Here is a 25,396-nt window from a genome sequence, read left to right as displayed (position 1 = left end):
CTCATCGTTGTTTGCGTGTTTAAACAAGTAATTTTTCAAAAATACGCTCCATCGATACAGCATAACCTAATTTTTCTTTTAGGTCAGCTATAGAAATGCGCTCCTGACTCATTGTGTTACGATCACGTACGGTTACCGTATCGTCTTCCATCGTTTGATAATCAATCACCACACAATAAGGGGTTCCTATTAAATCCTGACGAGTATAACGCTTTCCAATTGCGCCACCCTCATCGTAGGTAGTATTAAAGGCAAATTTCAGTGAACGGTTGATTTCCTGAGCTTTTTCAGCGAGACCATCTTTTTTCACTAATGGCAATACCGCCACTTTGATGGGGGCTATTGCAGGATGTAAATTAAGGTAAATTCTTTGTTTTTGTTGGTCTCCTTCACCAACTATTTCTTCTTTATAGGCATTACATAAGATAGCCAAGAACAATCGATCTGCTCCAACGGAGGTTTCAATGACGTAAGGAATGTAGTTTTCATTGATTTCAGGATCAAAATATTGTTGTTTTTTCCTGGATAAATCTTGATGCGCTTTTAGATCAAAATCAGTTCTGGAGTGAATACCTTCCATTTCTTTGAATCCAAACGGGAATTCATATTCAATATCCACGGCAGCATTGGCATAATGTGCCAACTTTTCATGATCATGGAATTTCAACTTGGAAGCGGGCAAACCAATGGCCTGGTGGAATTTCATACGAACCTCTTTCCAAGCAGCATACCATTCCATTTCGGTACCAGGACGAACAAAGAATTGCATTTCCATTTGTTCAAATTCACGCATACGAAAAATAAAATTTCGAGCTACAATCTCGTTACGAAATGCTTTTCCTATTTGAGCGATACCAAATGGCACTTTCATTCGGCCTGTTTTTTGTACGTTCAAGAAATTAACAAAGATTCCTTGAGCTGTTTCAGGACGTAAGTATATCAAGCTGGCATCTTCCGATACAGCTCCCACTTGGGTTGAAAACATCAAATTAAACTGGCGAACTTCTGTCCAATTGGCTGTATTAGAAACAGGACATGTGATATTTTCATCAATAATGATTTGTCGAACAGCCTCCAAATCCCCTGCATCCAAGGTCTTGGCCATCTTTTGCAACAAGGCTTTGCCTACATCAGCTTGTCCGTCTGCTTCATATTGAGCGGCACGGTCTTCTAATAAAGTATCTGCCCGATAACGCTTCTTGGAGTCTTTATTATCAATCATCGGGTCATTGAATGAATCTATGTGACCAGAAGCTTTCCAAGTGAGGGGATGCATGAAAATAGAAGCATCTATTCCCACCACATTATCGTTTAACATGGTCATGGCTTTCCACCAAACCATTTTTAAATTATTCTTTAGTTCAACACCATTTTGGCCGTAATCGTATACAGCTTGCAAACCATCATAAATTTCAGAGGAAGGAAATACGAAGCCGTATTCTTTAGCATGTGAAATAATGTCTTTTAAAGCTGAGGCGGTGTCTTGTTTTTTATTTTCCATTAAAGCAATCAAATTAGAGCGCAATTTACCGAAAAGAATGAAAGTATGAGGCTTGGCTATTGAATTTTCTTAATTTTACGGCGCTATTTGCGTACAATGAACAAAATTCTCTGCATTCGTTTTTCCTCATTAGGGGATATTATCTTGACAACACCCATCATTCGGGCACTGAAAAGTCGATACCCTGAGGCTGAAATACATATTGCTACCAAGCAACAATACGCTAATTTATGGGAAGGAAATCCTTATGTTCACCGAGTACATGCTTACCAAGGAAGCCTTTTGAATCTAGCCTCAGAGCTTAGAAAGGAGGGTTTTGATGCGGTGATCGACTTGCACAAAAATGTACGTTCGCATTTGTTATGTTTATTATTAGGTAAAATTCCTTACCAGATTGATAAGTTCACTAAGGAACGCAATCTCTTGGTAAAAAAGAAAATTAACTTATTGCCTAAAAAGCATTTGGTGGATCGATATTTTGATTCCTTACAAAAATTGGATATTCATTCGGATGGAAAAGGGTTGGATTATTTCATACCCGCTGGTCAAGCCATAAATCCAAAAGATGTTGGAATTCAAGGAAAATACATCGTTTATGCGATTGGAGCTCAGTACATTACCAAGGTGCTTTCATACCCTAAAATGATTGAATTGTGTGAGCGAATTGATGGACAATTGGTATTGATCGGAGATAATTGGGATGAGCATTATGGCTATCGTTTACAGACCTTATTTCCCGAAAAGGTCATCAATTTATGCAACCGTACTTCTGTGGCGGCATCGGCATCCTTGATGCAGCAAGCCGAGTTTGTCATTGCACATGATTCCAGTATGATGCATATTGCTGCAGCTTTAAAAAAGAAATTATTTGTCTTATGGGGTGCTACGCATTCCGATTTTGGCTTCTTTCCATATCAAACTGAGTTTACTTCCATTGAAAATAAAGAAATTACTTGTCGGCCATGCTCAACCCAAGGAGGTAATTTTTGTCCTCTTGGTCATTTTGATTGTTTAAACAAGGTTTCTTTAGATCCCATTATTAGCGCTTCTCAAACATTATGAAAAATGTATCCTTTGCCTTGATTCAATTGTCAGTTTCAGAAAATCTGACAGAAAACTGGACTAAGACTATTCAATCCATCCGAGATGCAGCTGCTAAGGGTGCTCAGGTAATCTGTCTACAGGAATTATTCAAGTCTATTTATTTCTGCTATGAAGAAAATCCTCGTTTTTTTGAATTGGCAGAGGCAATTCCTGGGCCAAGTACCGATGAGCTAGGAGAATTGGCCAAAGAATTGAACGTGGTCATTGTTGCTTCTCTCTTTGAGAAAAGAGCTGCAGGATTATACCATAATACTACCGCGGTGATTGATGCGGATGGATCATATCTAGGCAAATATCGAAAAATGCATATTCCAGATGATCCAGGCTATTATGAAAAGTATTATTTCACACCGGGAGATTTAGGCTATCAAGTTTATCAAACCAAATTTGCCAAAATTGGCATATTAATTTGTTGGGATCAATGGTATCCGGAAGCAGCACGTCTGACGGCCTTGAAAGGAGCAGAGGTTTTGGTGTATCCAACGGCCATAGGTTGGGATTTGGAAGAGAAAAATGGAGATATCAATCGGGAGCAATATCAAGCTTGGCAAACGATTCAACGGAGTCATGCCATAGCGAATGGTATTCCTGTGGTTTCGGTCAATAGAGTTGGCATTGAAAATGGCCAGCAATTTTGGGGGGGGAGTTTTGTGTCCAATGCATTTGGACGTGTCATGTACCAGGCCCCTCATGATCAAGAAGAAATAGCCGTTTTATCAGTGGATGTTGAGTCAAGTGAATACTACCGTAAAACCTGGCCTTTCTTCCGCGACAGAAGGATTGATTCTTATGGGAATGTGGTAAAGCGGTTTGTGGATTAGTTATTAGGGATTAGTGTCTTTTCCTGAAATAGGTTGACTTTGGGTTCATTAATAATTCATTGTAAATAAAAATTTAGCAATTTCCCACCCCTCCAAAGTCTTTCATTTTATAAAAATTAAAGGCAATGGTAATTGGTGTGATTATTGTAAATTGAATTTGCCTTTAAATAACATCACTTAATATCCAGTTTTACAGTATTTCTTTTTTTGGAAAAAAAAGAAACAAAAAAACTTCTTTTCTTGTCGGTCATCAAAGGCGAATTTCGCTTCGCGAAACCGTGATTCACTGCGCTATCGCCTATATTTTTGACGCCGACACGCATCGCCTTTGCTAAGGTCAAAACCTCGTCTACCGCTGCGTTCATCATCTTTCGCTCGTGCTGACCGACGGTATTTTCAATCAAAAAATCACAAATTTCATTCTGAAACTAAACTCTAATAAAGACAACTGGTGAGGTTAATCCCAACGAAAGATGGGAACGTAGCATGAGCGAAGCGGTAGGCGGATATTTGACCCGGCGCATAGGCCATGTGCGCTAGAGTCAAAGATTAAAGCCGTATGCGGAGTGAACATCGGTTCCGTGTAGCGGAATTCGTCTTAGGATTAACCGTATTTCTTCTGTTTTTTTTGTTTCTTTTTTTATCAAAAAAAAGAAATACCATTAGGTTTTAGTGCAGTTGTTAAATAGTTAAAATGAGTTTTTAATAAGCTCAAAGTCAACCTATTTCAGGACAAGACATCAAAAATTCTACATTCCTCATTCCAAAAGATCCCCCAAAAACATCAAGTACGGCGCTAGGGCTTCAGAATCCATGTCTTTGAAGCGATGGTAATGACCACCTAGGAGGTTGTGAAGAGTCGGTTTTAGGCGTCTCCAGCGAGTTTCAGGAAGATGACCCCGTCTTTCTAAATACTCAATTTTGGTATCAAGAGCTTCCAATGAGAGTGTTGGGTTACTTGCCAACATGGCTTCTCGAACTTGACAAAGAAATGACCAATTTTTCAGATATGGCGCTACTTTTTCGGCATGAGGGCGACTCATACGGTCTACCATGGTGGGTGGTTTTCCTTCACTTCCTTTCACACCCACTTGTTGCTCTGAGTGCAAACGGTAGTGTACATAGGTGGCAGGAATAAAGTCAATTTTATTTTCAGCAGCTGCCATGATACCTAACCAAGCATCATGCAAGAAAGAGGAGGGAAGTGAACTTGGAAAGGGACTGACACGTTCAAAATAAGATTTTCTAATTCCCATGGTACAACCTGTTATCCGATTTCCGTCCAACAATATTTCTAAGGATTTACCATTTTTCCATTCCTGCTGCTGTTTTTGTCTAAAGCGGAAAGATTGCCAAAGTTGTTTGCCTGAAGTTTGTCCAAATTCATCCACTAACAGTGCATCCGTAAAAGTGGCATCAATTTCTGGATGTAAATTAAAATAAGTAAAAACGCGCTCTAATTTTTGCGGAACCCAAAAATCATCTTGGTCTGCTGGAAAAATAATATCACCCTGACAAAGCGATAAGGCTTTTTCGAAATTTCGATAAGTGCCTAGGCGTTCTGGGTTTTTATAAATTTTAAGGGGTAATCTGTCGGAAAATTGCTCAAGTATAGCTAATGTTTGATCTGTAGAACCTTCGTCGCAAACAATGATTTCATCGGCTTGCAAGGTTTGATCAACAAAGCTGCTTAGTTGTGTTCTTAAAAATTTTTCCCCGTTACGGGTACATAATGCGATGGAAATATTCACAATTTAATCTTTAATGGGCCTCCAACCAATTTGCACCAACACCAATACCCGTTTCAATGACTACACCCAAATCAAGGGCAGAACACATGATTTCATTTATCCTTTCACGAAGGTAGCCAATTTCATCCACATGAGCATCAAATACAAGTTCGTCATGTACCGTTAGGATCATTTTCGATTTCAAATTTTCTTTCCATAAGAAATCTTGAATCTGAATCATGGCCACTTTGATCATATCGGCAGCTGATCCCTGAATGGGAGCATTGATGGCATTTCGTTCCGCAAAACCCCTTTCATTCATGTTAGGAGATAAGATGTCTTTCAAATACCTTCTTCTTCCTAAAACCGTTTCAACATAGCCAAAATCTCTTGCTTTGGCTATACTTTGATCCATGTAGGACTTAACCTTGGGGAATTCAAGGAAGTACTGGTCAATGATTTCTTTGGCTTCAGTTCTGGAAATTCCAATTTGAGCTGCTAAACCAAAGGCAGATACACCATAAATAATTCCGAAGTTGACCGTTTTGGCTTTTCTTCTCATATCGGAGCTTACCTCTTCCAAAGGAACTTGAAAAACTTTGGCAGCGGTGGCTTTATGAACATCCAATCCTTTGTTAAAGGCTTCACACATGGAATCATCTTGTGAAAAAGCCGCCATGATACGCAATTCTATTTGAGAATAATCCGCTGAAAGAATTTGGTATTCTTCATTTCTAGGTATGAAGGCTTTTCTGATTTCTCGACCTCGAACCGTTCGGATAGGGATATTTTGTAAATTAGGATCTTTAGAAGACAATCTTCCAGTAGCCGTAACCGCTTGCATGAAAGAAGTATGAATTCGACCTGTTTTCGGTGAGATCAATTGAGGAAGGGCATCCACATAGGTGGATTTCAATTTTTGTAATTCCCTGAAGTCCAAGATCAAGGAGGCGATTTTGTGTTCCCCTTCTAATTTGGAAAGGATTTCTTCCCCCGTCATATATTGACCTGTCTTAGTCTTTTTAGCTTTAGGATCTAAGCGTAGTTTTTCAAACAATACTTCACCTAATTGTTTGGGAGAAGCGATATTGAATGACTCGCCTGCTAATTCAAATATTTGCTTTTGAACTTCAATCGAATCCTTTTCAAGGGTATTAGACATGTCTTTTAAGAAAGGAATATCCAATAAAACACCCTCTCTTTCTACGGTGGATAAAACTCTGGCCAAAGGCATTTCAACCTCTTTGAACAGTTGAACCGTTTTATCATTGGTAGCCATTAACTGGTCTAAATATGGTTTTATTTGCCAGGTAATGTCGGCATCTTCGGCAGCATATTCTTTGACCAAATCCAAATCTACATCACGCATATTACCTTGTTTGGCCCCTTTTTTGCCAATTAATTTTTCGATCGACATGGGTTCATAATGCAGGTAGCTCATGGACATCGCATCCATATTATGTCGCTTTTCTGGCTCGATCAAATAATGGGCCAACATGGTATCGTAGGTTTCTCCTTTGATTTCAATGCCATAGTTGGCTAATACGCTCATATCATATTTGATATTTTGAGCAATTTTCTGAATCTGCTCATTAGCAAATAATTCTCTGAACCATGCTAATTGCTGTTGACATGCCGCTGGATCTTCAGGAAAAGGAATATAAAAAGCTTCCCCTTTTCTATAAGCAAATGACATTCCTACTAATTCTGCATCAATGGCATTGATGTTCGTAGTTTCGGTATCAAAACAAAAAGAGGATTGTCGAGCTAAATAGGTAATTAACCCTTTAATAGCACCTTCACCTTGGACTAAATGGTATTGGTGAGGCGTATTTTCTAGCGTATTGAAAGATTGATACGTAGATGCATCTTCCTCTTCAGCGTTTTCTTCTGTAGAAACAGAGGTAATGGCTACAGCTGGGGCTGGGCTACCAAACATGTCCATTTGATTGGCGGCTACTTTAGGACTAGCCTTGGCTTTAGGTGCAACAGTTTCTGCTGGGGCATCTTCACCTAAAATTCTTTTTCGCAATGTTCGAAATTCCAACTCATCTAATAATGGCTCTAATAAAGCTTTATTAGGTGGGGTATAAAGCAGTCTTTCTTCTTCGTATTCTAAGGGAACTTCACAAAGTATTCTAGCCAAATGTTTGGATAATATGCCTTGTTCTTTAAAATTGACCAGGTTTTCTTGAAGTTTTCCTTTGAGTTGATCGGTATTCTCAAGTAGATTTTCTAAGGAACCATATTGCTCAATCAGTTTTTGAGCAGTCTTTTCTCCTACTCCTGGTATACCAGGAATATTGTCGACCGCATCCCCCATTAATCCTAGCATATCAACCACTTGATCCACATGTTGGATATTCCATCGTGCACAAACTTCTTCTGGTCCTAATATTTCTACGCCTTTACCCATGAAGGCAGGCTTATACATTTTAATTCTTTCCTCTACTAATTGCCCATAATCTTTATCAGGGGTCATCATGTAAACTACAATATCCGGATTGGCTTTTACGGCTTTTTTGGCAATGGTTCCAATGATATCATCGGCTTCATATCCATCCAAGATAAGTAAGGGAATATCCATGGCCTCCACCAAACGTTTTACATAGGGAATGGCAATGGTGATGTCTTCTGGCTGGACTTGTCGCTGTGCCTTGTAAGGCGTGTATTCGATGTGTCGAAAAGTAGGAGCCGAGGTGTCAAAGGCTACACCCAAATAGTCAGGTTTTTCCTTTTGAATAACTTCTAAAATGGTATTCGTAAAACCGAAGACGGCGCTGGTATTTATTCCTTTTGATGAGATTCTGGGTGTTTTAGCAAATGCAAAATGGGCACGATAAATCAAGGCCATTGCATCAAAAAGGAATAATTTTTTCATATATTTAATCTTTATTTACGGGCTTTTGGAGCCTAAACAAAGATAAGAAATAAATACTCGAATTATGAATTTAGCGGCCCTAAGAGAAAATTATCAAAAAGGTGAATTATTGGAAAGTAAGGTACATCCTGATCCATTAGAGCAATTTAAAATTTGGTTTAAAGAAGCACAAAATGCGGAATTACCAGAGCCTAATGCCATGTTTTTAAGTACTGTGGGGAAAGATATGCGTCCTTCAGGTCGAATTGTTTTGTTGAAATATGTGGATCGTGGATTTTCTTTTTTTACCAATTATTTTTCAAGAAAAGGTCATGATCTAGAGCACCATGATCATGCATCAATTACTTTTTTTTGGGGGGAATTGGAGCGACAAGTCCGCATTGAAGGACATGTGGAGAAAGTAGATGAGAAATTATCGATGGAGTATTTTCAATCTCGTCCTAGAGCATCTCAAATTGGTGCTTGGGTTTCTGAACAAAGTGCCAAAATACCTCATCGTGAATTTTTAGAAGATCGTTTTAATGAATTAGAAAAACAATACGAAGGACAAGAAATTCCTAAGCCAGCACATTGGGGTGGATATGAATTAATTCCTGATTATATCGAATATTGGCAAGGTAGACCTTCAAGACTTCACGACCGCGTGGTGTATGAATTGGTCCAGGGAAAATGGGAGAGGTATCGAATTGCACCTTAAATAAATTATAAATGATGAATTATAATTTATAAATGAGTTTTAATTCAAATAAAATTCATATTTTAAAATTCCTTTTCAACATTGGCTGAACGACATAAAAGAAGAAAGAAGGTAATCCTAAGACGAATTCTGCTATACGGAACCGATGTTCACTCCGCGGACTACTGTTAAAATGTACAATGTAGAATGAAAAATGTGGAATCCCAAAATCGATAAAACGGTCAACGTCATTCCGGCATTCATATTTTCAGACAAGACATTTATAAATTATAATTCATCATTTATAATTTACAAAATTGCCTCAAATCCATCTAAGCCCATCGTTCTCTGGCTCTGATATCCTTCTCCATATTTAACGCCGATTTTATGGCCCATTTCCATAGAACGAGCACGAATGAATTCTAAGAAGTCAGGTGAGGAAATGTAGGAATCTGGTTCAGTTGAGTTCGGATCAAAGAATTGGCTTTTAAACGCACGGATGGATTGTTCTTTGATATCCCAATGAGCACTAATGTCAATCACGAAATCTGGGTTTATATATCGGTCTTGAATGTAATGAAATACATGCTTAGGTCTCCAAGCAGCTTGAGAATTTCCTTGCTCGTCTTGTGTTTCTATTTTTCGTAATCCTGATAAAAAACAAGCATCAATGGCCAATTGAGCACCTTTACCATGGTCAGGATGTCGGTCCTCCAAAGCGTTTGCCAATACGATGTCGGGCTGGTATTTACGAATGACTTGTATCAATTTCAATTGGCTTTCTTCGTCATTTCGGAAAAACCCATCTCTAATCCCTAGGTTTTCACGGGCATGGATTCCTAAAATGGCAGTAGAAGCGGCAGATTCTGCGATTCTAATTTCTGGCGTACCTCGTGTACCTAATTCACCTCGTGTGAAATCAACAATCCCAACTTTTTTTCCTTGTTGAATTTGAGATACTATAGTACCCGAACAAGCTAGCTCGGCATCATCTGGATGCGCGGCCATGACTAAAATATCAAGTTTCATCATTAGTGAATACGTAAACGTCTACCTGCTCGAATGGTTGAGCTAAGTTTTAATCCATTTAATCTAGCCAATTTAGTCACCGATAATCCCGCTCTTTGAGCAATGGAATACAGGGAATCACCAGAACGAACTCTAGTCCAAGCTGTACGTCTAGACCGAATCTTTTCACCTGCACTTCCGTATTCGTTGCGTAAGGATAGTGAACGTCTGTCAAAAGTTCTAGCCGTAATTAGTAAGTGATCAGAAAGCGGCTCACCAGTACTTAAATTGTATACATTGTTCGGATTGAAAGGATTTCCTTCATACCTCGTTTCAAAATGCAGGTGAGAGCCCGTACTTCTTCCAGTATTTCCTCCTAAGCCAATTTCATCTCCCGCTTTAACAAAAGTTCCAGGTTCCAAATTTCGTTTGGAAAGGTGTCCATAAAGTGTTTCTAGGCCATTATAATGTCTGACTACCACATAGTTACCATAACCAGAATAATCAAATCCCGATATTCGAACAATACCATCAAAGGCAGACATGACTGGGTAGCCTGTTTCTAAATCTAAGTCAACTCCAGCATGTAAGCGTCCCCAACGTGGTCCAAATGGACTAGTTTGCTTGACTACATTGAGAGGCGGCGACCAATTTCTGCCACTGCCAACATTGTATAGTTCAATGTCAACAGGTTCATCAAAGTCTTTGATGTCAATGTCATAAGGGTCAATACTTTTGGTATCCCAAATGGCAAAATAAGAGGCAACCGTAACAAAATCTTCACTTCCTACAGGCGCATTTTCTTCTTCAATTTCTACTACCAATGCTTCGCCTTCATCGATGGAGGTGGTATCGAAATTACTGATGGTTGGGTTTAAGATTTTGATGGGTTCGTATTTACGTTCCTGCATCTCAGAACCTGCCACCATTCCCGATGTTTCTGTTTCGTTTCTAAATTGTAAAGGCGGGAGATCATCGATTTCCTCTTTCTTTTCTTTAGTATTGGGGCTTGATTTGGTCTCTATCTTCGTGCTCTTTTTGAACAAATTACGTTCTTGTGCCTTTGCAGTAAAGGCAAAAAAAGTGATTGAGAGGAAGAAAATCAGGTTTTTTACTGACATAAATGATTGTTAATGTAAATGATTGGCAGCCAACCATCTTTCTGCGTCTAATGCAGCCATGCAGCCGCTACCTGCTGCTGTTACTGCTTGACGATAAATGGAATCTTGTACATCTCCACAAGCAAATACACCTGGGATATTGGTTCTAGAACTTCCTTTTTCTGTGATCAAATATTCTTGAGCATCCATATCCAATTGATCTTTGAAAATGGATGTATTTGGTTGGTGACCGATAGCTACGAAAAAGCCAGTTAAGGCAATTTCTTCCATGGCTCCATTTTCTCGATTTTTGATGCGAATACCTGTAACTCCGTTGGCATCTCCCAGAATTTCTTCTGTTTCTGAGTTCCAATGAATATGTATTTTAGGATTGTTTTTAACACGCTCTTGCATAATTAATGAAGCGCGCATTTCATTTCTACGAACAATCAAGTGTACTTCTGTACATAAATTGGCTAAGTAACTTGCTTCTTCAGCAGCGGTATCACCAGCACCTACTACGGCCACTACTTGATTTCGATAAAAGAATCCATCACAAACCGCACAGGCTGAAACACCTAAACCATTGAAAGTTGTTTCTCCTTCTAATCCTAACCATTTAGCCGAAGCTCCAGTAGCTATAATAACGGCATCAGCCTCTAATTCAATTTGATCATCGATCCAGACTTTTTTCGGTTGACTGCTAAAGTCCACTTTCGTGGCTAATCCAAAGCGCACATCGGTACCAAATCGTTTTGCTTGATTTTCTAAATCCTGCATCATGGTCGGCCCATCTACACCTTTTGGGTAGCCAGGAAAATTGTCAACCTCAGTGGTCGTTGTTAATTGACCACCTGGTTGTCCACCTTGGTACATGATCGGTTGTAAACCTGCTCTTGATGCGTAAATAGCTGCGGTATAACCTGCCGGCCCTGAGCCGATAATCAAACATTTTATTTTTTCTGCCATAAAGTTGATAACACCTTGAAGACCTCAAAAGGTTCATGAAGGTGCAAAATTCGGTAAATAAGCGCAGAATCCCAAACGAGGATATTTTACTATTAATCCTTACATTTGTTTATCTTCTGCTATCAAACGAATGAGTAAAAAGAAAATTACACAGAACCTTACTTTTTGGGTATTAATCTCCATTTTTCTGGGTGTTTTAGTTGGACATTTTGCTCCAGAATGGGCTTTGTATTCCCTGATGGAAAAGAAATTTACTTATTCATTTTTAGGGGCAGATATCAGCATGGGGCCCAGTGTCAGTGAATTGCTGAGTGGCTTTTTTATCAGTTTAGTGAAATTATTTATTCACCCCATTATTTTCTTAACCATCAGTTTAGGAATCGTCAATATGGGTAATTTGAAGAAGGTAGGTCGAGTAGGAGGAAAAGCCTTGTTATATTTTGAGGTCATTACTACGGTGGCATTGGTCATAGGACTTTTAGTATCCACTATTTTAGTACCTGGTGAAGGCGTTATTCGCTCTGATGTGGCCGGAGGAGATATTAGTAAATATACTTCCAAAGCGGCCTCATTCTCTTGGTTATTGTTTTTGAAAGAGAACTTTACTGTTCAAGTATTGTTTTTCTCCATCTTTTTTGGGGTGTTTTTAAATTCGGTGCGTGGAAAAGCACGTATGATTTCTGGAATGGAACAAGCTTCCCATTGGGTATTTAAAGCCTTGCATTGGGTGATGTATTTGGCACCTTTAGGCGCTATGGGTGGTATGGCTTATACCATTGGAAAATTTGGTATTCACTCTTTGCTTCCTTTAGCTAAATTAATGGCCTCCGTGTACATTACTATGGGGCTTTTTATATTTATTATTTTAGCTCTAGTGATGCGTTCTTGTGGGGAAAGAATCACCTCTTTTTTGAGTTATATCAAAGCCGAGCTATTGATTGTTTTAGGTACTTCTTCCTCCGAGGCGGCCTTACCATCTTTGATGCAAAAATTAGAAAAAATGGGATGTTCTAAGTCTGTCGTAGGCTTAGTGGTTCCTGCAGGATATTCCTTTAACTTAGATGGTACTAGTATTTACCTATCCATGGCTACTTTGTTTCTGGCTCAAGTGTATGGTATTCAACTAAATTGGGAACAATTACTGACTATCATTGGCGTTTTGATGGTGACCTCTAAAGGTGCTGCAGGTGTAACAGGAAGTGGATTTGTGGTATTAGCATCTACATTAACTGCTTTACAAGTGATTCCACTAGAGGGATTAGCCCTGCTTTTAGGAGTTGATCGTTTCATGTCAGAAGCCAGAGCTATCACAAATTTCATTGGTAATGGGGTTGCCACCATATGGTTGGCCAAGCATGAAGGTGAATTTCACGCTCCAGAACCCGAATAATATTCATCAACATATCAAATTATGTCCATTTCATCTATTTTAAAACAAGATGCCTTAGCTTACCATTCAGAAGGTAAACCGGGGAAAATTGAAGTAAAACCTACCAAATCAACCGCCACGCAACGGGATTTATCGCTGGCCTATTCCCCTGGTGTGGCTGAGCCATGTTTAGAGATTGCAGCCTTTCCCGAAAAAGTGTACCAATATACTGCCAAGGGCAACTTAGTGGGTGTGATTTCGAATGGTACAGCTGTTTTAGGATTAGGAAACATTGGTCCTGAAGCCAGTAAGCCTGTGATGGAAGGGAAAGGGGTATTATTTAAGATTTTTGCTGATATCGATGTATTTGACCTCGAGTTGAACTGCATGGAGCCTAACGATTTCGTAGAAACTGTCGTACGCTTAGAACCTACTTTTGGTGGTATCAATTTGGAAGATATCAAGTCGCCCGAATGTTTTGAAATTGAGGAGAAACTAAAAAAGCGCTTGAAGATTCCAATCATGCACGATGACCAGCATGGAACTGCGATTATTTCTTCTGCAGCTTTAATTAATGCCTTAGAAATTGTTGGTAAAAAAATAGATAAAGCTCGATTTGTGGTATCTGGAGCTGGTGCTGCAGCTATTTCTTGCATTAAATTATACTTGCAATTAGGTGCTAAGATTGAAAACTTTTTGATTTTTGATAAAGATGGTTTGGTTTCAAAAGCCAGAACGGATTTGAATCCATACTTAAGTCCTTTAGCTTGTGATGCTGATGAAAAAAGGACATTAGCAGAAGCTATGATAGGAGCCGATGTATTCTTGGGATTATCCGTTGGGAATATTCTTAGTCCTGATATGATTGCCACCATGGCTAAAGACCCCATTGTCTTTGCTATGGCCAATCCAACTCCAGAAATTGGTTATTTAGAAGCTAAGGCTGTTCGAGAGGATTTAATCATGGCCACAGGTCGTTCCGATTATCCAAATCAAGTCAATAATGTGCTGGGATTTCCTTTTATTTTTCGAGGAGCCTTGGATGTAAGAGCTTCTGAGATCAACGATGAAATGAAACTAGCTGCGGCAAAGGCCTTGGCTTGTTTAGCCAAAAAACCAGTACCAGATATTGTAAATTTAGCCTATAACGAAAAGAGCATCAATTTTGGTCCAGATTATATCATTCCTAAACCTGTAGACCCTCGATTGATTACAACGGTTTCGATGGCTGTGGCCAAGGCCGCCATGGATTCAGGAGTGGCGACTGTTCATATTAAAAATTGGGATGAATACGAAAATCAATTAGCTAAACGCTTAGGTTTAGATAATCAAGTGATGAAATTCATTTTGAAGCGTGCAAAAAGTAACCCTAAGCGCATTGTATTTGCTGATGCACAAAATCTAAAAGTGTTAAAAGCCGTTAGGGAGGTATTGGATGAAGGAATAGCCAAGCCCATTTTATTAGGTAATCAAGCCACGATTCAGGCTATTTGCGAAGAGCACCACATCGATTTACAAGGCACTGAAATTCTGGATTTTAAACATCCAGATAGTGAGCCTTTGTTAAAAGAGTTTGCCGATTTGTTTTACGAAAAGCGTAAAAGGAGAGGTTATACGCGTTGGGAGGCAGAAAAACAGGTTAGAAAGAGTAATTATTTTGCTGCCATGATGTTGGAAACGAAACGTGCAGATGGTGTTATTTCTGGTTTGACGAAGAATTATCCAGAAGCCATTCGTCCTGCTTTGCAGATTATTGGTAAAAAACCAGGGGTAAAGAAAGTGGCGGGTATGTATTTACTATTGAGTAAGAAGGGGCCATTGTTTTTCTCTGATACAACCATTAATTTTCAACCCAATGTGGAAGATATTGTGGAAATCACCCGTTTGACGGGAGAGGCTGTTGAGCGATTTAATTTACAGCCAAGAATTGCCTTATTGAGTTATTCAAATTTTGGTTCAGCCGATGGAGATGATGCCATCAAAATGCGTGAGGCAACGCATATTTTGCAGGAAAAATATCCTCAATGGTTGATTGAAGGTGAAATGCAAGCTCACTTGGCTTTTGATAAGGAGCTACGTCAACAAAATTATCCATTTGCTTCTTTAGGAAATGAAACAGCGAACACGCTCATTTTTCCTAATTTGTCGGCGGCCAATATTGCCTACAACCTTTTAAAGGAAGCGGCTGAAATTGAATACATTGGACCGATTCTTCTAGGATTAAGAAAACCTGTTCACGTATTACAATTGGGCGCAAGTGTACGTGAAATAGTCAATATGGTCGCTATAGCCGTAGTTGAAGCACAAACTACGGAATAGAATTCATCCATTGTTGGCGTAAATCCAATTGGGCATCGCTCGGATTTTTTTGAGGAACAAAGGAAGTAGGAGAGCTGCCCATGGTGGTTTGAAATGGGGCTTTCATACGAACAGTTTCATAGATTCCATTGCCTTTAGGTCTGGCGACTTCAACTTCTAAAATATCACCTAATTGTATATCTTTCAGGACTTTAGCAGCGTTCATGCTAAAGTTTTCTAAGCTAAATGATAGTTGATTGAAATAGACTAGTTCATCTTTGGCTTGTAGGCCAAGTATGCGTCCAAATTCATTGATTCCATCATCTGAATTAATCACGGCTCTATGTGTCTCTGAATTGACATTTAATGACTGAAAATCAAAGCCCAAGGTCTTGATTGGACTGGCGCTATATTCTTGTATTTCATAACCAATACGATGAAGCCAATCGGCCACAGGAATTTCTTCTTTTCCTGCTACATATTTCTCAAAGAAGCTTTTTAATTCTGGCTTTTGAGTGATTTGTACTAATTGGTCAAATAATTCATCATCGTTAAACGACTGATTTGGACCATAAAATTTGGCCAAATCACGCATCATTTCCTGTGTGCCGTATTTTCCTTGGCTGAGCTTTCTCAGGGTTAAATCTAATCCAAAACCTAACCAAGCACCCTTTTGGTAGACATTTCCATATTCATCTTTATACTTATCCAATACTTTTTCACTCATCACCGTAAATGGTAATTTTCTGTCGAATTGCACATTCATCACTTCCCACTTGTTTTCGAAGGTGGACATGAATTTTTTCAAGTCAGTAATTTGGTATTTTAACTGAACATGATGTGCTGCATATTCGGTTAATCCCTCATACAACCAAAGGTGTTTGGACATTTTGGGTTGTAAGAAATTAAAGTTTCCGATTTCTTCTGAATGTATGTTTAATGGAGTTACAATATGAAAAAATTCATGGGCGCAGACCTCACGGATGGTCTCGGCTAAAGTCTGGATATTTCCTTCTGGCAAATAATAAAAAGAAGACTGGGCATGTTCTAAGGCACCGTAACTCCCGTTTTTGATATTGTCCGATAAGACAATGATGAAGGCATAATTGGATACAGGTAATTGACCACCTAAATATTTTTTTTGAGCCTCTAAAAGTGGCTTTATTTGTTCAGCCACTTGGGCTGCTGTACACATTTTATTGGGAGAATAGACTGAAATTAAAATATGGGCATTGGCCAAGGGGAAGCTAATGGTATCGGGTGAAGCGTACATCAGCGGGGCATCTATCAATTCTTGATAGTGAGCAGCTTCAAAAAGATCAACTTTTGATTTGCTTCTATTTTGAAGAGAACTAGCACCATAAATATGGGTAGGCTTAGCAATGGATAATTGGACTTGTGCTTTTTCATGTCCAATAAAATAACCTAACATCGCATGTGTATTCAAGGCAAATAAACTATCTTTTTGGAAGGAGGTACCTGCCGGCTCAAAAACATAATCACCCGCTATTTCTGGACTATCCCAGGTATCATCCACGAAATAGCGAATCTCAGATAATTGAGCAGCATTGGATATTTGGTAGGTATTGGGACTTGTTTTCTTGATGCGTAAATTTTTTCCCTGTGCGTCTAGTGCTCTAAAATCCTGAACAAATCGGCCGAAATCATAATTAGCATAGGTTCCTGGTACTATTTTGGGAAGTGCATAAATTACTTCCTTTTGTTTGAATTTGGGTGTTTTAACAATGACCTCCAAGCGGTCGTTGTTCAGTTTATTCAAGTCAAGTTTATACTGTATCTTATCTTGCCCAAAGGCAAAAGTCGATATGAAAAGCAGAAAGTAAATAGGTATTCTTTTCATAATTAATGCTTGTATTGAAGTGCTTCTTGTGCCTGAATTTTTTTGATAAAAATAGTGGGTAAGGTGATGATGAGTGCCACCAAAAGACTCGTTCCTATATTGACCCAAACCCAGGTAGACATGGACCAAACAATGGGTACCGAACTCATATAATAGCTTTCTTGATCTAAAGGGATAAGCTGATAAGTAGATTGAAGATAACAAAATACCACCGCTAATACATTGCCCAAAGCTAAACCACGAAGTAAAATGAAGAATCCATTCCACCAAAATATGGTCCTAATTTGGCGATGACTAGCCCCCAAAGCTTTTAGTAAGCCCACCATGGGGATGCGTTCCATGATTAAAACCCAAAGAGTAGCAATGAGATTGAAACTGGCAACAACCAATAACAAGGTAATAAAAATGACAATGTTTCTATCGAGCATCATCATCCAGTCGAACAGCGCTGGGTATAGCTCGGTGATCGTTTCTAATTTCCATTCGGTAGGCATACTCGATTCTATTTCATCCGCACTTTGATATAAATCAGCTGATTTTTTAAGAAATATTTCATAAGTACCAATAGAGTCGGCCGACCAAGCATTCATTTTTTGTACCCAACTCCGGTCGGCCAAAATGAACATTTTATCCAATTCTTCTAATCCCGTTTCATAAATTCCCGTAATTTTTACTTTTCTTGGGCGTTCTGGATTACTTAAAAAATAGAGGATTAAACTGTTATGTAGCTTGACTTTCAGTTGTTTAGCTAAGGTATTGCTTAGAATGATGTCTTGGGGATGGTGAATTTGAGCTTGTCCAGATAGCATATTTTTGGACAATTGATCTTTGGGTACATCATTTCCAATTCCTTTGATGATAATGCCTGCTAAGCCTGCGTCCCCTACTAAAATTCCTGGTTTTTGTAAGTGAGCCTGTATGTGGTCAATGGCTGTATTTCGTAAAACGGCTTTTTCCCAAGCCAAATTTCTACGCATGGGACTGTCGGAAAGGGAATGATTTCCTGTGATTTGGCTCACCTGAATATCTCCCGCAAAACTGGTTAATTTGTCTTGAATGGCCTCTTTAAAACCAAATAATATGGAAAAAGCAATGAGGATGATACTAACTCCCATAGCCACAGTTCCAATACCTACATAGGTAACTGTTTTGGAAAAGGAGGTTTCATGGGTATTACGAATCCGACGTGCAACAAAAAGAGGAAAATTCATTCAGTCGATTTACGTTAATATTCTTAAAATTTATCTGATATTTGAAATAATAATCATGTTAAACCGCAAAGAAAATAGGAATGCATCGAATCTACAAGCTATTGATTTTATTGTTGTTCTTTTCCAATGGGCTAATGGCTCCCATTTGTTTAGCTCAAACATCCAAAGCTATTCCGGGAGATCAACAAATTGCTGAGTATTTGCCCATGATTTTTGACAAGCGCATTGGCTTGGTAGTTAATCATACTTCGGTTTTGGGTAAAACTCATTTGGCAGATACCTTATTGTCTTTGAAAGTGCCTATCAAGAAAATCTTTGCTCCAGAGCATGGTTTTAGGGGAACAGCTGATGCGGGTTCCCATATTGATAATAGCAAAGATGAGAAGACTGGATTACCGATCATTTCATTGTATGGTTCGCATAAAAAACCAACTAAAGCTGATTTAGAAGGAATAGATGTGTTGATTTTTGATATCCAAGATGTGGGGACACGTTTTTATACCTATAGTTCTACTTTGCATTATGTCATGGAAGCTTGTGCTGAAAATAATGTGAAATTAATCATTTTAGATCGTCCTAATCCGAATGGTCATTATATAGATGGACCGGTTTTGGAAAAGGAATTCGCTTCATTTGTGGGCTTAAATCCCATTCCTGTGGTCCATGGGTGTAGCTTAGGGGAGTTGGCTAAAATGATGAATGGAGAAGCTTGGTTAGACCGAGGAATTCAATGTGATTTGACGGTAATTCCTGTCAAAAAATATAAGCATTCAGATAAAGTGCACATTAGTATAGCTCCTTCGCCAAATTTACCGAATGATCAAGCTATTGGTTTGTATCCTTCTTTGTGTTTGTTTGAAGGAACGAATGTTAGTATAGGAAGAGGTACTCATACCCAATTTCAAGTAGCAGGAACCAATGTGGAAGGTTTAGGAGATTATACATTTACTCCGATGCCTTTGCCCGGTGCTATGGATCCACCCTTGAAAGGAAAGTTATGTTTTGGTTTTGATTTGACGAAAGTTGATACGCGTGATTTAGGTTTTAGTTTGAAATACTTATTTTATTTCTTTGAAAAAACGGGCAAGAAAGAATCCTTTTTTACCAGTCCTGCTTTCTTTGATAAATTAGCAGGAACCAATGAATTGAGAAAAATGATGCTGGAAGGGAAGTCGGAAAAGGAGATTCGAGCTAGTTGGCAGGAGGGATTGAAAGAGTATAAAAAGATTCGGGAGAAGTACCTGATTTATCGATAGAATTACCAAATAAATGCTCGATTTTTCGTTTAAAATTCCGACCTTTGCCGTTTATTTTTATATAATTAGCTATGGCGGAAAAAATTATTATTCTTGACTTCGGTTCTCAGGTGACCCAATTGATTGCTCGCAGAGTTCGTGAACTTCAAGTTTATTGTGAAATACATCCTTACAATCATATACCTACCATTGATTCATCGGTCAAGGGAATTATTTTATCAGGTAGTCCATGTTCCGTTCGTGATGAAGATTCGCCTCGAGTGGATTTAAATTTATTTGGCGAATTACCTATTTTGGGAATATGTTACGGCGCTCAACTTTTAGCCCATCAAGGGGGTGGATCTGTTCAGGCTTCTCAACATAGAGAATATGGTCGTGCTCATTTAACAGGCACCAAGGATTCAATTTTGTGGGATGAAATTTCCAGTAATAGTCAAGTTTGGATGTCGCACGGTGATACCATTATGGAATTACCTGCTCCCTATGAAATTATAGGTTCAACAGAAACAGTTAAGATTGCTGCATTTGCCCATGCTTCCAAACCGATTTTTGGTATACAGTTTCATCCTGAAGTTACTCATAGTACGGAAGGAAGTATCATATTGCGCAATTTTGTCGTGAAGGTCTGTGCTTGTACGCAGGATTGGACATCAGATTCTTTTGTAGAGACTACCGTAGCTCAATTAAAGGAGAAATTAGGCCAAGATAAAGTGGTGTTGGGTTTATCAGGAGGAGTGGATAGTTCAGTGGCTGCTGTATTGTTGCATCGTGCTATTGGAAAGAATTTATATTGCATATTTGTTGATAATGGATTGCTTCGCAAGGATGAGTTTGAGCAAGTGTTGGAATCTTATCATTCCTTAGGCTTGAATGTAAAAGGAGTGGATACTAAGCAGCGTTTTTATGATGCTTTGGCTGGTTTAAGTGATCCAGAATTGAAGAGAAAGGCGATAGGTAAAACCTTCATTGATGTATTTGATCATGAGGCGCATGCTATTGAAGGAGTAGCTTGGTTAGGCCAAGGGACTATATATCCAGATGTGATTGAGTCAGTATCGGTGAAAGGACCGTCAGCCACCATTAAATCACACCATAATGTGGGTGGATTGCCTGATTTTATGAAGTTGAAAGTGGTGGAGCCATTGAATACCTTATTTAAAGATGAGGTGAGAAAAGTGGGTAAAACCTTAGGTATTCCTCAAGATATCTTGGGTCGTCATCCTTTTCCAGGCCCTGGATTAGCGATTCGTATTTTGGGTGATATTACGCCAGAAAAAGTAGATATCCTTCAAAAGGTCGATGCTATTTTTATCAATGGTTTGAAGTCGGAAGGACTTTACGATCAAGTTTGGCAAGCTGGAGCAATTTTATTACCGATTCATTCTGTAGGAGTGATGGGAGATGAAAGGACTTATGAGCAAGTAGTCGCTCTGAGAGCTGTTAGTAGTTTAGATGGAATGACGGCTGATTGGTGTCATTTACCTTATGAATTCTTAGGAAAAATATCCAATGAAATTATCAATAAGGTGAAAGGGGTAAATCGGGTTGTTTATGATATTTCTTCTAAGCCACCAGCAACGATTGAGTGGGAATAATCAAGAAATTGGACAACATAAACGTGTTAAAAACGTTTCCGCTCCGTAACGCTGTCAGCGTTCTAAACGCTGCCAGCGTTGGAAAAACGGAGCGAATTGATTTAAATTAGATGGAAAACAAGCTCTCGGTTTAAACCCAGAGCTTGTTTTTTTATGAGGTAGCCTTTTCTGCGTAAATGGCAGCCAAATGCACCATAGTCTCCGTTGCTTTTTGCATATCCTGAATACTCACCCATTCTTGTTTGCTGTGAAAAGCATGCTCACCAGCAAATATGTTAGGACATGGTAATCCCATAAAAGTAAGTCGAGAGCCATCTGTTCCTCCTCGAATGCTTTGCATTTCAGGCTGTAATCCAGCCCTCCTCATGGCTTCCATTGCATTTTCCAGGCAATCAGGATGATGAACTAAAATCTCATTCATATTGCGGTATTGTTCTGTTTGCTCGAATTGAACTTTAGAATGAGGGTAATTCTCCAAAACCTGCTGGGTGATTTCTTGAAGCAGATTACCGTATTCTTGAAGCTTTTCCGTCTTAAAATCCCGTAAGATAAAGGCTATTTCTGCTGTTTCTACATTACCAGAAATTTCTACAGGATGGATAAATCCCTCCATTTTTTCGGTAGTCTCTGGACTTAAGTAATCTTTAGGAAGTAAACTGACTATTTCAGAGACTATTTTGATAGCGCTTTCCATGCGTCCTTTGGCAAAGCCGGGATGTTGAGATATTCCTTCGATCTTAATAGTAAAACCATCGGCAGAAAAAGTTTCATTTTCCAAATGGCCTCTTTTTTCACCGTCTATGGTATATCCATATTGTGCATTTACTTTGGCTAAATCGACGTGGTCAGTTCCTCTTCCTACCTCTTCATCTGGGGTAAATAAGATGGAGATTGGGCCATGAGGGACATCGGGATGTTGAATCCAAAACTGTACAGCATCCATAATTTCAGCCACTCCAGCTTTATTATCCGCCCCTAAAAGTGTTTTTCCACTGGCCGTAATGATATCATGTCCCATTTGTTCGGCTAAATCGGGATGTTCCTTTAAGCGAATAATTACCGATGAATCATCTGGTAAAATTAAATCTTGTCCTTGGTAATGATGGTGGATTATTGGCTTGACATATTTACCAGAGCAATCAGGAGAAGTATCCATGTGCGCACAAAAACAAATACCGGGAATGGTTTGATGTATGTTGGAAGGCAAATGAGCATAAACATACCCATATTCATCCATATGGGCCGAGTCAATTCCCAGCTGTTTTAATTCTTGAACTAAAACTTTTCCTAAATCTTTTTGTTTCTCAGTGGTAGGACTGCTGGAAGAGTTGGAGTCAGATTGGGTATCAATTTGTACATAAGTAAGAAATCGCTGTGCGGAACTATAGGTGTACTTTTGGAAAATTTGGGAGATATTGGTCATAAAAACCGATTATTTTTGAAATATAGAAAGAAAAAATTGTGTTAAATAAATTTATTTTTTTTGGATTCATAAAGGTAATTAACCTTTCAAAATTACGTATTATCTTAGAGGCTTGAATTTTGCTTGAAGCAAAAAGCTTCCACTAAATTTAAAATCATACCAAGTTAAGCTTATAAAAAATTATGTCTCAACCGGCTACCATTAACCTCGAAGGGAAATCCTTTGAATTGCCTACTCTGGAAGGTACAGAGAACGAAAAGGCCATCGATATCGCAAAATTACGTGATTTGACTGGCTACATTACGTTTGATCCTGGCTTCAAAAATACTGGAGTTACTAAAAGTTCTATTACTTATTTAGATGGAGAAGATGGAATTTTGCGTTACCGAGGTTATAGCATTGAAGAATTAGCAGATAAAGCTTCGTTTTTAGAAGTAGCGTATTTGCTCATTCATGAAGAATTACCTACCCAAGCTCAGTTAGATGCATTTTCTGCTGAAATCCAATCTTATACTCAAGTAAATCAAGATTTGTTGAGGATATCAGAAGGATTTCCAACTAGTTCACATCCGATGTGTACTATTGCTGCATTAGTAGGAGCTATGTCGGCGTTTTACTCAACAGATGAAGCAGGTGATGATGAAAAAAGCGTGTTGAGATTATTGGCTCAATTGCCTGTTATGGCCACTTGGTCGTATAAAAAATCCATAGGTGAAGGTATTGTTCAACCAGATACATCAGCTGATTACTGCTCTACCTTCTTGCAAATGATGTTTGCTAAACCAGGGGAGAAATATACGGCGGATGCGGTAGTTTCTAAAGCCTTAAATAAGTTATTAATCTTGCATGCTGATCACGAACAAAACTGTTCAACTTCTACCGTACGTTTGGTAGGATCATCTCATGCTAATTTATATGCCTCTATTTCAGCGGGTATCAATGCGCTTTGGGGACCATTGCATGGTGGTGCTAACCAAGAAGTGATTGAAATGCTAGAAGCAATCAAAGCGGATGGAGGTGATACAGATAAGTACATTGCCATGGCAAAAGACAAAAATTCAGGTTTCCGCTTGATGGGATTTGGTCATCGGGTGTACAAAAACTTTGATCCTCGTGCCAAAATTATTAAAAAGGCGGCTGATGATGTGCTAACCGCGCTGGGCGTGAATGATCCAGTGTTGGCCATCGCTGCTCGTTTGGAAGCAGCTGCGCTAAGTGATGAGTATTTTGTTGCTAGAAAGCTTTACCCGAATGTCGATTTTTACTCTGGAATTATTTACCGTGCTTTAGGAATTCCTACTGATATGTTTACCGTGATGTTTGCCATTGGTCGTCTTCCAGGTTGGATTGCACAATGGAAAGAAATGCGTGCTAACAAGGAGCCAATTGGTCGTCCAAGACAAATTTATACGGGGGCAACAAGCCGTGCATTTGTTGAGATTACTCAACGATAGGCCTATTTTCCTAACGATTTTTAACAGTCCAAAAGCCCTTCCTCCGAAGGGCTTTTTTGCTTTAATGAGGTATTAGGGCTAATTTGCAAGCTTAAATGGAATGCATGACATTACAAATCAAGCGATTTATTTTCTTTGTTCTCTTTTTGATGGGGATGTTTGTACAGGGGAATTTAGCTCAAAATCTGCAAGGAAAAGCTTCTTATTATCACAAGAATTTAAGTGGTAGAAAGACATATAGCGGTGAACGTTATAATTCCTATTTATTCACAGCAGCTCATAGGAAATATCCAATGGGAACCTGGTTGGAGGTCACTAATACAAAATCGGGGATCAAGTCCTATGTGCGCGTCAATGATCGAGGACCATACCAAAGACGTTTATTGATTGATGTGTCATTTAGTGCTGCCAAAGAATTAGGTATCGTAGGAGCAGGAATCGCTCCAGTTCATATTCGTCCACTCGAAGATGCCGACTTACGCGATACTCTTTTAAGCTTCTTGCTTCAACGAGATAGCCTTATCTTACGTGAACATCCATATACGGTTTATGTCAAAAAGGCGAAGAAGAAGAAGAAGTCAAAAAGGAAAAAGAAGAAAAAGTGATTAGTTATTAGGTAAGTACATGCTATTGTTTGCGAATCATGTTGGCTGAGGCTCTCGAAGCCAAATCCATTCATAATTTATACTTCATCATTTACAATTTCCTTGCCGCTTCGCTCATGCTGCGTTCCCATCTTTCGTTGGGATTAACCTTTTAATGAAGAATGTAAAATTCAAATATTGATAAACCGGTCAATTCTAATCAGGGAAGTACATGTAGAATGCTATCGTTTGCGAATACTGTTGGCTGAGGCTCTCGAAGTTGGCTGAGGCTCTCGAAGCCAACATTTAACATGGGATTGCAAATCCCTATTATCTGTCATTCGTAGCCAAATCCATTCATAATTTATACTTCATCATTTAAAATTTCCTTGCCGCTTCGCTCATGCTGCCGTTCCCATCTTTCGTTGGAATTAACCTCTCAATGTAGAATGTAAAATGAAGTATGTAGAATTTTTGATAGAAAACACCGTCGTGCAGCCCTGCGAAATGTGATGAACGCAGCGATAGACGAGGTTTTGACCTTAGCAAAGGCGA

At 38.9% G+C, this 25,396-nt stretch carries 19 protein-coding genes; 9 read left to right on the top strand and 10 right to left on the bottom strand.

Features of this window, described 5'->3' with window-relative positions; all coding sequences use genetic code 11:
* Positions 1–19 precede the first annotated feature (19 nt).
* Positions 20–1,501, bottom strand: a complete 1,482-nt coding sequence (locus U0R11_RS11145) for a glycine--tRNA ligase (protein WP_406751759.1) — start codon at positions 1,499–1,501, stop codon at positions 20–22.
* Positions 1,502–1,597: 96 nt separating this feature from the next.
* Here U0R11_RS11145 and U0R11_RS11140 point away from each other — a divergent pair, with 96 nt between their 5' ends.
* Entirely contained in the window at positions 1,598–2,563 is a 966-nt protein-coding gene (locus U0R11_RS11140; protein ID WP_406751758.1) for a glycosyltransferase family 9 protein, read from the top strand.
* Positions 2,557–3,426, top strand: a complete 870-nt coding sequence (locus U0R11_RS11135) for a carbon-nitrogen hydrolase (protein WP_406751868.1) — start codon at positions 2,557–2,559, stop codon at positions 3,424–3,426. Before U0R11_RS11140 ends, U0R11_RS11135 begins: the two co-directional genes overlap by 7 nt.
* A 173-nt stretch (positions 3,427–3,599) precedes the next feature.
* Here the strand turns inward: U0R11_RS11135 and U0R11_RS11130 are convergent, their stop codons facing one another.
* The 3 genes from U0R11_RS11130 to polA all read right to left on the bottom strand — a co-directional run bounded on the left by U0R11_RS11130 (position 3,600) and on the right by polA (position 8,037).
* Positions 3,600–3,830 carry a hypothetical protein gene (locus U0R11_RS11130; protein WP_406751757.1) on the bottom strand — a complete coding sequence of 77 codons (231 nt, stop codon included), beginning with the start codon at positions 3,828–3,830 and terminating at the stop codon, positions 3,600–3,602.
* A gap of 354 nt (positions 3,831–4,184) precedes the next feature.
* A complete protein-coding gene (locus U0R11_RS11125) occupies positions 4,185–5,177 on the bottom strand; it encodes a glycosyltransferase (protein ID WP_406751756.1) in 993 nt (330 codons plus the stop codon).
* Between the two features lie 10 nt (positions 5,178–5,187).
* On the bottom strand, positions 5,188–8,037 hold the full coding sequence (polA, locus tag U0R11_RS11120; protein ID WP_406751755.1) for a DNA polymerase I: 2,850 nt from the start codon (positions 8,035–8,037) through the stop codon (positions 5,188–5,190).
* Between the two features lie 64 nt (positions 8,038–8,101).
* On the opposite strand from polA, the gene pdxH reads away from it, so the two are divergent.
* Entirely contained in the window at positions 8,102–8,734 is a 633-nt protein-coding gene (pdxH, locus tag U0R11_RS11115) for a pyridoxamine 5'-phosphate oxidase (RefSeq protein ID WP_406751754.1), read from the top strand.
* 288 nt (positions 8,735–9,022) lie between these two features.
* Here the strand turns inward: pdxH and bshB1 are convergent, their stop codons facing one another.
* Genes bshB1 through trxB form a run of 3 tightly spaced genes read right to left on the bottom strand, consistent with a single transcriptional unit; the run spans position 9,023 to position 11,790 of the window.
* Positions 9,023–9,742, bottom strand: coding sequence for a bacillithiol biosynthesis deacetylase BshB1 (bshB1, locus tag U0R11_RS11110; protein ID WP_406751867.1), 720 nt, complete (start codon positions 9,740–9,742; stop codon positions 9,023–9,025).
* A gap of 2 nt (positions 9,743–9,744) precedes the next feature.
* Positions 9,745–10,842: a peptidoglycan DD-metalloendopeptidase family protein gene (locus U0R11_RS11105; RefSeq protein WP_406751753.1), complete on the bottom strand. Its 1,098-nt coding sequence runs from the start codon at positions 10,840–10,842 to the stop codon at positions 9,745–9,747.
* Between the two features lie 9 nt (positions 10,843–10,851).
* The gene (gene trxB / locus U0R11_RS11100) at positions 10,852–11,790 is read right to left on the bottom strand and encodes a thioredoxin-disulfide reductase (RefSeq protein WP_406751752.1); all 939 of its coding nucleotides are present in this window, start codon (positions 11,788–11,790) and stop codon (positions 10,852–10,854) included.
* 130 nt (positions 11,791–11,920) lie between these two features.
* Between trxB and U0R11_RS11095 the strand changes: the two genes are divergently transcribed.
* On the top strand, positions 11,921–13,180 hold the full coding sequence (locus U0R11_RS11095) for a cation:dicarboxylate symporter family transporter (RefSeq protein ID WP_406751751.1): 1,260 nt from the start codon (positions 11,921–11,923) through the stop codon (positions 13,178–13,180).
* A gap of 21 nt (positions 13,181–13,201) precedes the next feature.
* Positions 13,202–15,478: an NADP-dependent malic enzyme gene (locus tag U0R11_RS11090; RefSeq protein ID WP_406751750.1), complete on the top strand. Its 2,277-nt coding sequence runs from the start codon at positions 13,202–13,204 to the stop codon at positions 15,476–15,478.
* Here the strand turns inward: U0R11_RS11090 and U0R11_RS11085 are convergent.
* Both U0R11_RS11085 and U0R11_RS11080 read right to left on the bottom strand, forming a co-directional pair.
* Complete coding sequence (locus tag U0R11_RS11085) at positions 15,468–17,318, bottom strand: M61 family metallopeptidase (protein WP_406751749.1); 1,851 nt, start codon at positions 17,316–17,318, stop codon at positions 15,468–15,470. The genes U0R11_RS11090 and U0R11_RS11085 overlap by 11 nt on opposite strands.
* A 2-nt stretch (positions 17,319–17,320) precedes the next feature.
* Positions 17,321–18,529, bottom strand: a complete 1,209-nt coding sequence (locus U0R11_RS11080; RefSeq protein ID WP_406751748.1) for an ABC transporter permease — start codon at positions 18,527–18,529, stop codon at positions 17,321–17,323.
* Positions 18,530–18,609: 80 nt separating this feature from the next.
* Between U0R11_RS11080 and U0R11_RS11075 the strand changes: the two genes are divergently transcribed.
* Positions 18,610–19,785 (top strand): exo-beta-N-acetylmuramidase NamZ family protein, encoded by a 1,176-nt coding sequence (locus U0R11_RS11075; RefSeq protein ID WP_406751747.1) that lies wholly within the window; start codon positions 18,610–18,612, stop codon positions 19,783–19,785.
* Between the two features lie 71 nt (positions 19,786–19,856).
* Entirely contained in the window at positions 19,857–21,380 is a 1,524-nt protein-coding gene (gene guaA, locus U0R11_RS11070) for a glutamine-hydrolyzing GMP synthase (RefSeq protein WP_406751746.1), read from the top strand.
* 151 nt (positions 21,381–21,531) lie between these two features.
* Here the strand turns inward: guaA and pepT are convergent, their stop codons facing one another.
* On the bottom strand, positions 21,532–22,803 hold the full coding sequence (pepT, locus tag U0R11_RS11065) for a peptidase T (RefSeq protein ID WP_406751745.1): 1,272 nt from the start codon (positions 22,801–22,803) through the stop codon (positions 21,532–21,534).
* A gap of 182 nt (positions 22,804–22,985) precedes the next feature.
* On the opposite strand from pepT, the gene U0R11_RS11060 reads away from it, so the two are divergent.
* The gene (locus tag U0R11_RS11060; protein WP_406751744.1) at positions 22,986–24,257 is read left to right on the top strand and encodes a citrate synthase; all 1,272 of its coding nucleotides are present in this window, start codon (positions 22,986–22,988) and stop codon (positions 24,255–24,257) included.
* A gap of 104 nt (positions 24,258–24,361) precedes the next feature.
* On the top strand, positions 24,362–24,862 hold the full coding sequence (locus U0R11_RS11055) for a septal ring lytic transglycosylase RlpA family protein (protein ID WP_406751743.1): 501 nt from the start codon (positions 24,362–24,364) through the stop codon (positions 24,860–24,862).
* The last annotated feature ends 534 nt before the right edge of the window (positions 24,863–25,396 follow it).

The sequence above is a fragment of the Aquirufa salirivi genome, from assembly GCF_045310485.1.
Taxonomy (GTDB): domain Bacteria; phylum Bacteroidota; class Bacteroidia; order Cytophagales; family Spirosomataceae; genus Aquirufa; species Aquirufa salirivi.
This window is presented reverse-complemented; position numbering and strand designations above follow the sequence as displayed.

Coding starts and splice junctions, on each gene's coding strand:
- U0R11_RS11145 (WP_406751759.1), bottom strand. CDS start 1,501: ATGGAAAATAAAAAACAAGACACCGCCTCAGCTTTAAAAGACATTATT.
- U0R11_RS11140 (WP_406751758.1), top strand. CDS start 1,598: ATGAACAAAATTCTCTGCATTCGTTTTTCCTCATTAGGGGATATTATC.
- polA (WP_406751755.1), bottom strand. CDS start 8,037: ATGAAAAAATTATTCCTTTTTGATGCAATGGCCTTGATTTATCGTGCC.
- pdxH (WP_406751754.1), top strand. CDS start 8,102: ATGAATTTAGCGGCCCTAAGAGAAAATTATCAAAAAGGTGAATTATTG.
- bshB1 (WP_406751867.1), bottom strand. CDS start 9,742: ATGAAACTTGATATTTTAGTCATGGCCGCGCATCCAGATGATGCCGAG.
- U0R11_RS11105 (WP_406751753.1), bottom strand. CDS start 10,842: ATGTCAGTAAAAAACCTGATTTTCTTCCTCTCAATCACTTTTTTTGCC.
- trxB (WP_406751752.1), bottom strand. CDS start 11,790: ATGGCAGAAAAAATAAAATGTTTGATTATCGGCTCAGGGCCGGCAGGT.
- U0R11_RS11095 (WP_406751751.1), top strand. CDS start 11,921: ATGAGTAAAAAGAAAATTACACAGAACCTTACTTTTTGGGTATTAATC.
- U0R11_RS11090 (WP_406751750.1), top strand. CDS start 13,202: ATGTCCATTTCATCTATTTTAAAACAAGATGCCTTAGCTTACCATTCA.
- U0R11_RS11085 (WP_406751749.1), bottom strand. CDS start 17,318: ATGAAAAGAATACCTATTTACTTTCTGCTTTTCATATCGACTTTTGCC.
- U0R11_RS11080 (WP_406751748.1), bottom strand. CDS start 18,529: ATGAATTTTCCTCTTTTTGTTGCACGTCGGATTCGTAATACCCATGAA.
- U0R11_RS11075 (WP_406751747.1), top strand. CDS start 18,610: ATGCATCGAATCTACAAGCTATTGATTTTATTGTTGTTCTTTTCCAAT.
- guaA (WP_406751746.1), top strand. CDS start 19,857: ATGGCGGAAAAAATTATTATTCTTGACTTCGGTTCTCAGGTGACCCAA.
- pepT (WP_406751745.1), bottom strand. CDS start 22,803: ATGACCAATATCTCCCAAATTTTCCAAAAGTACACCTATAGTTCCGCA.
- U0R11_RS11060 (WP_406751744.1), top strand. CDS start 22,986: ATGTCTCAACCGGCTACCATTAACCTCGAAGGGAAATCCTTTGAATTG.
- U0R11_RS11055 (WP_406751743.1), top strand. CDS start 24,362: ATGACATTACAAATCAAGCGATTTATTTTCTTTGTTCTCTTTTTGATG.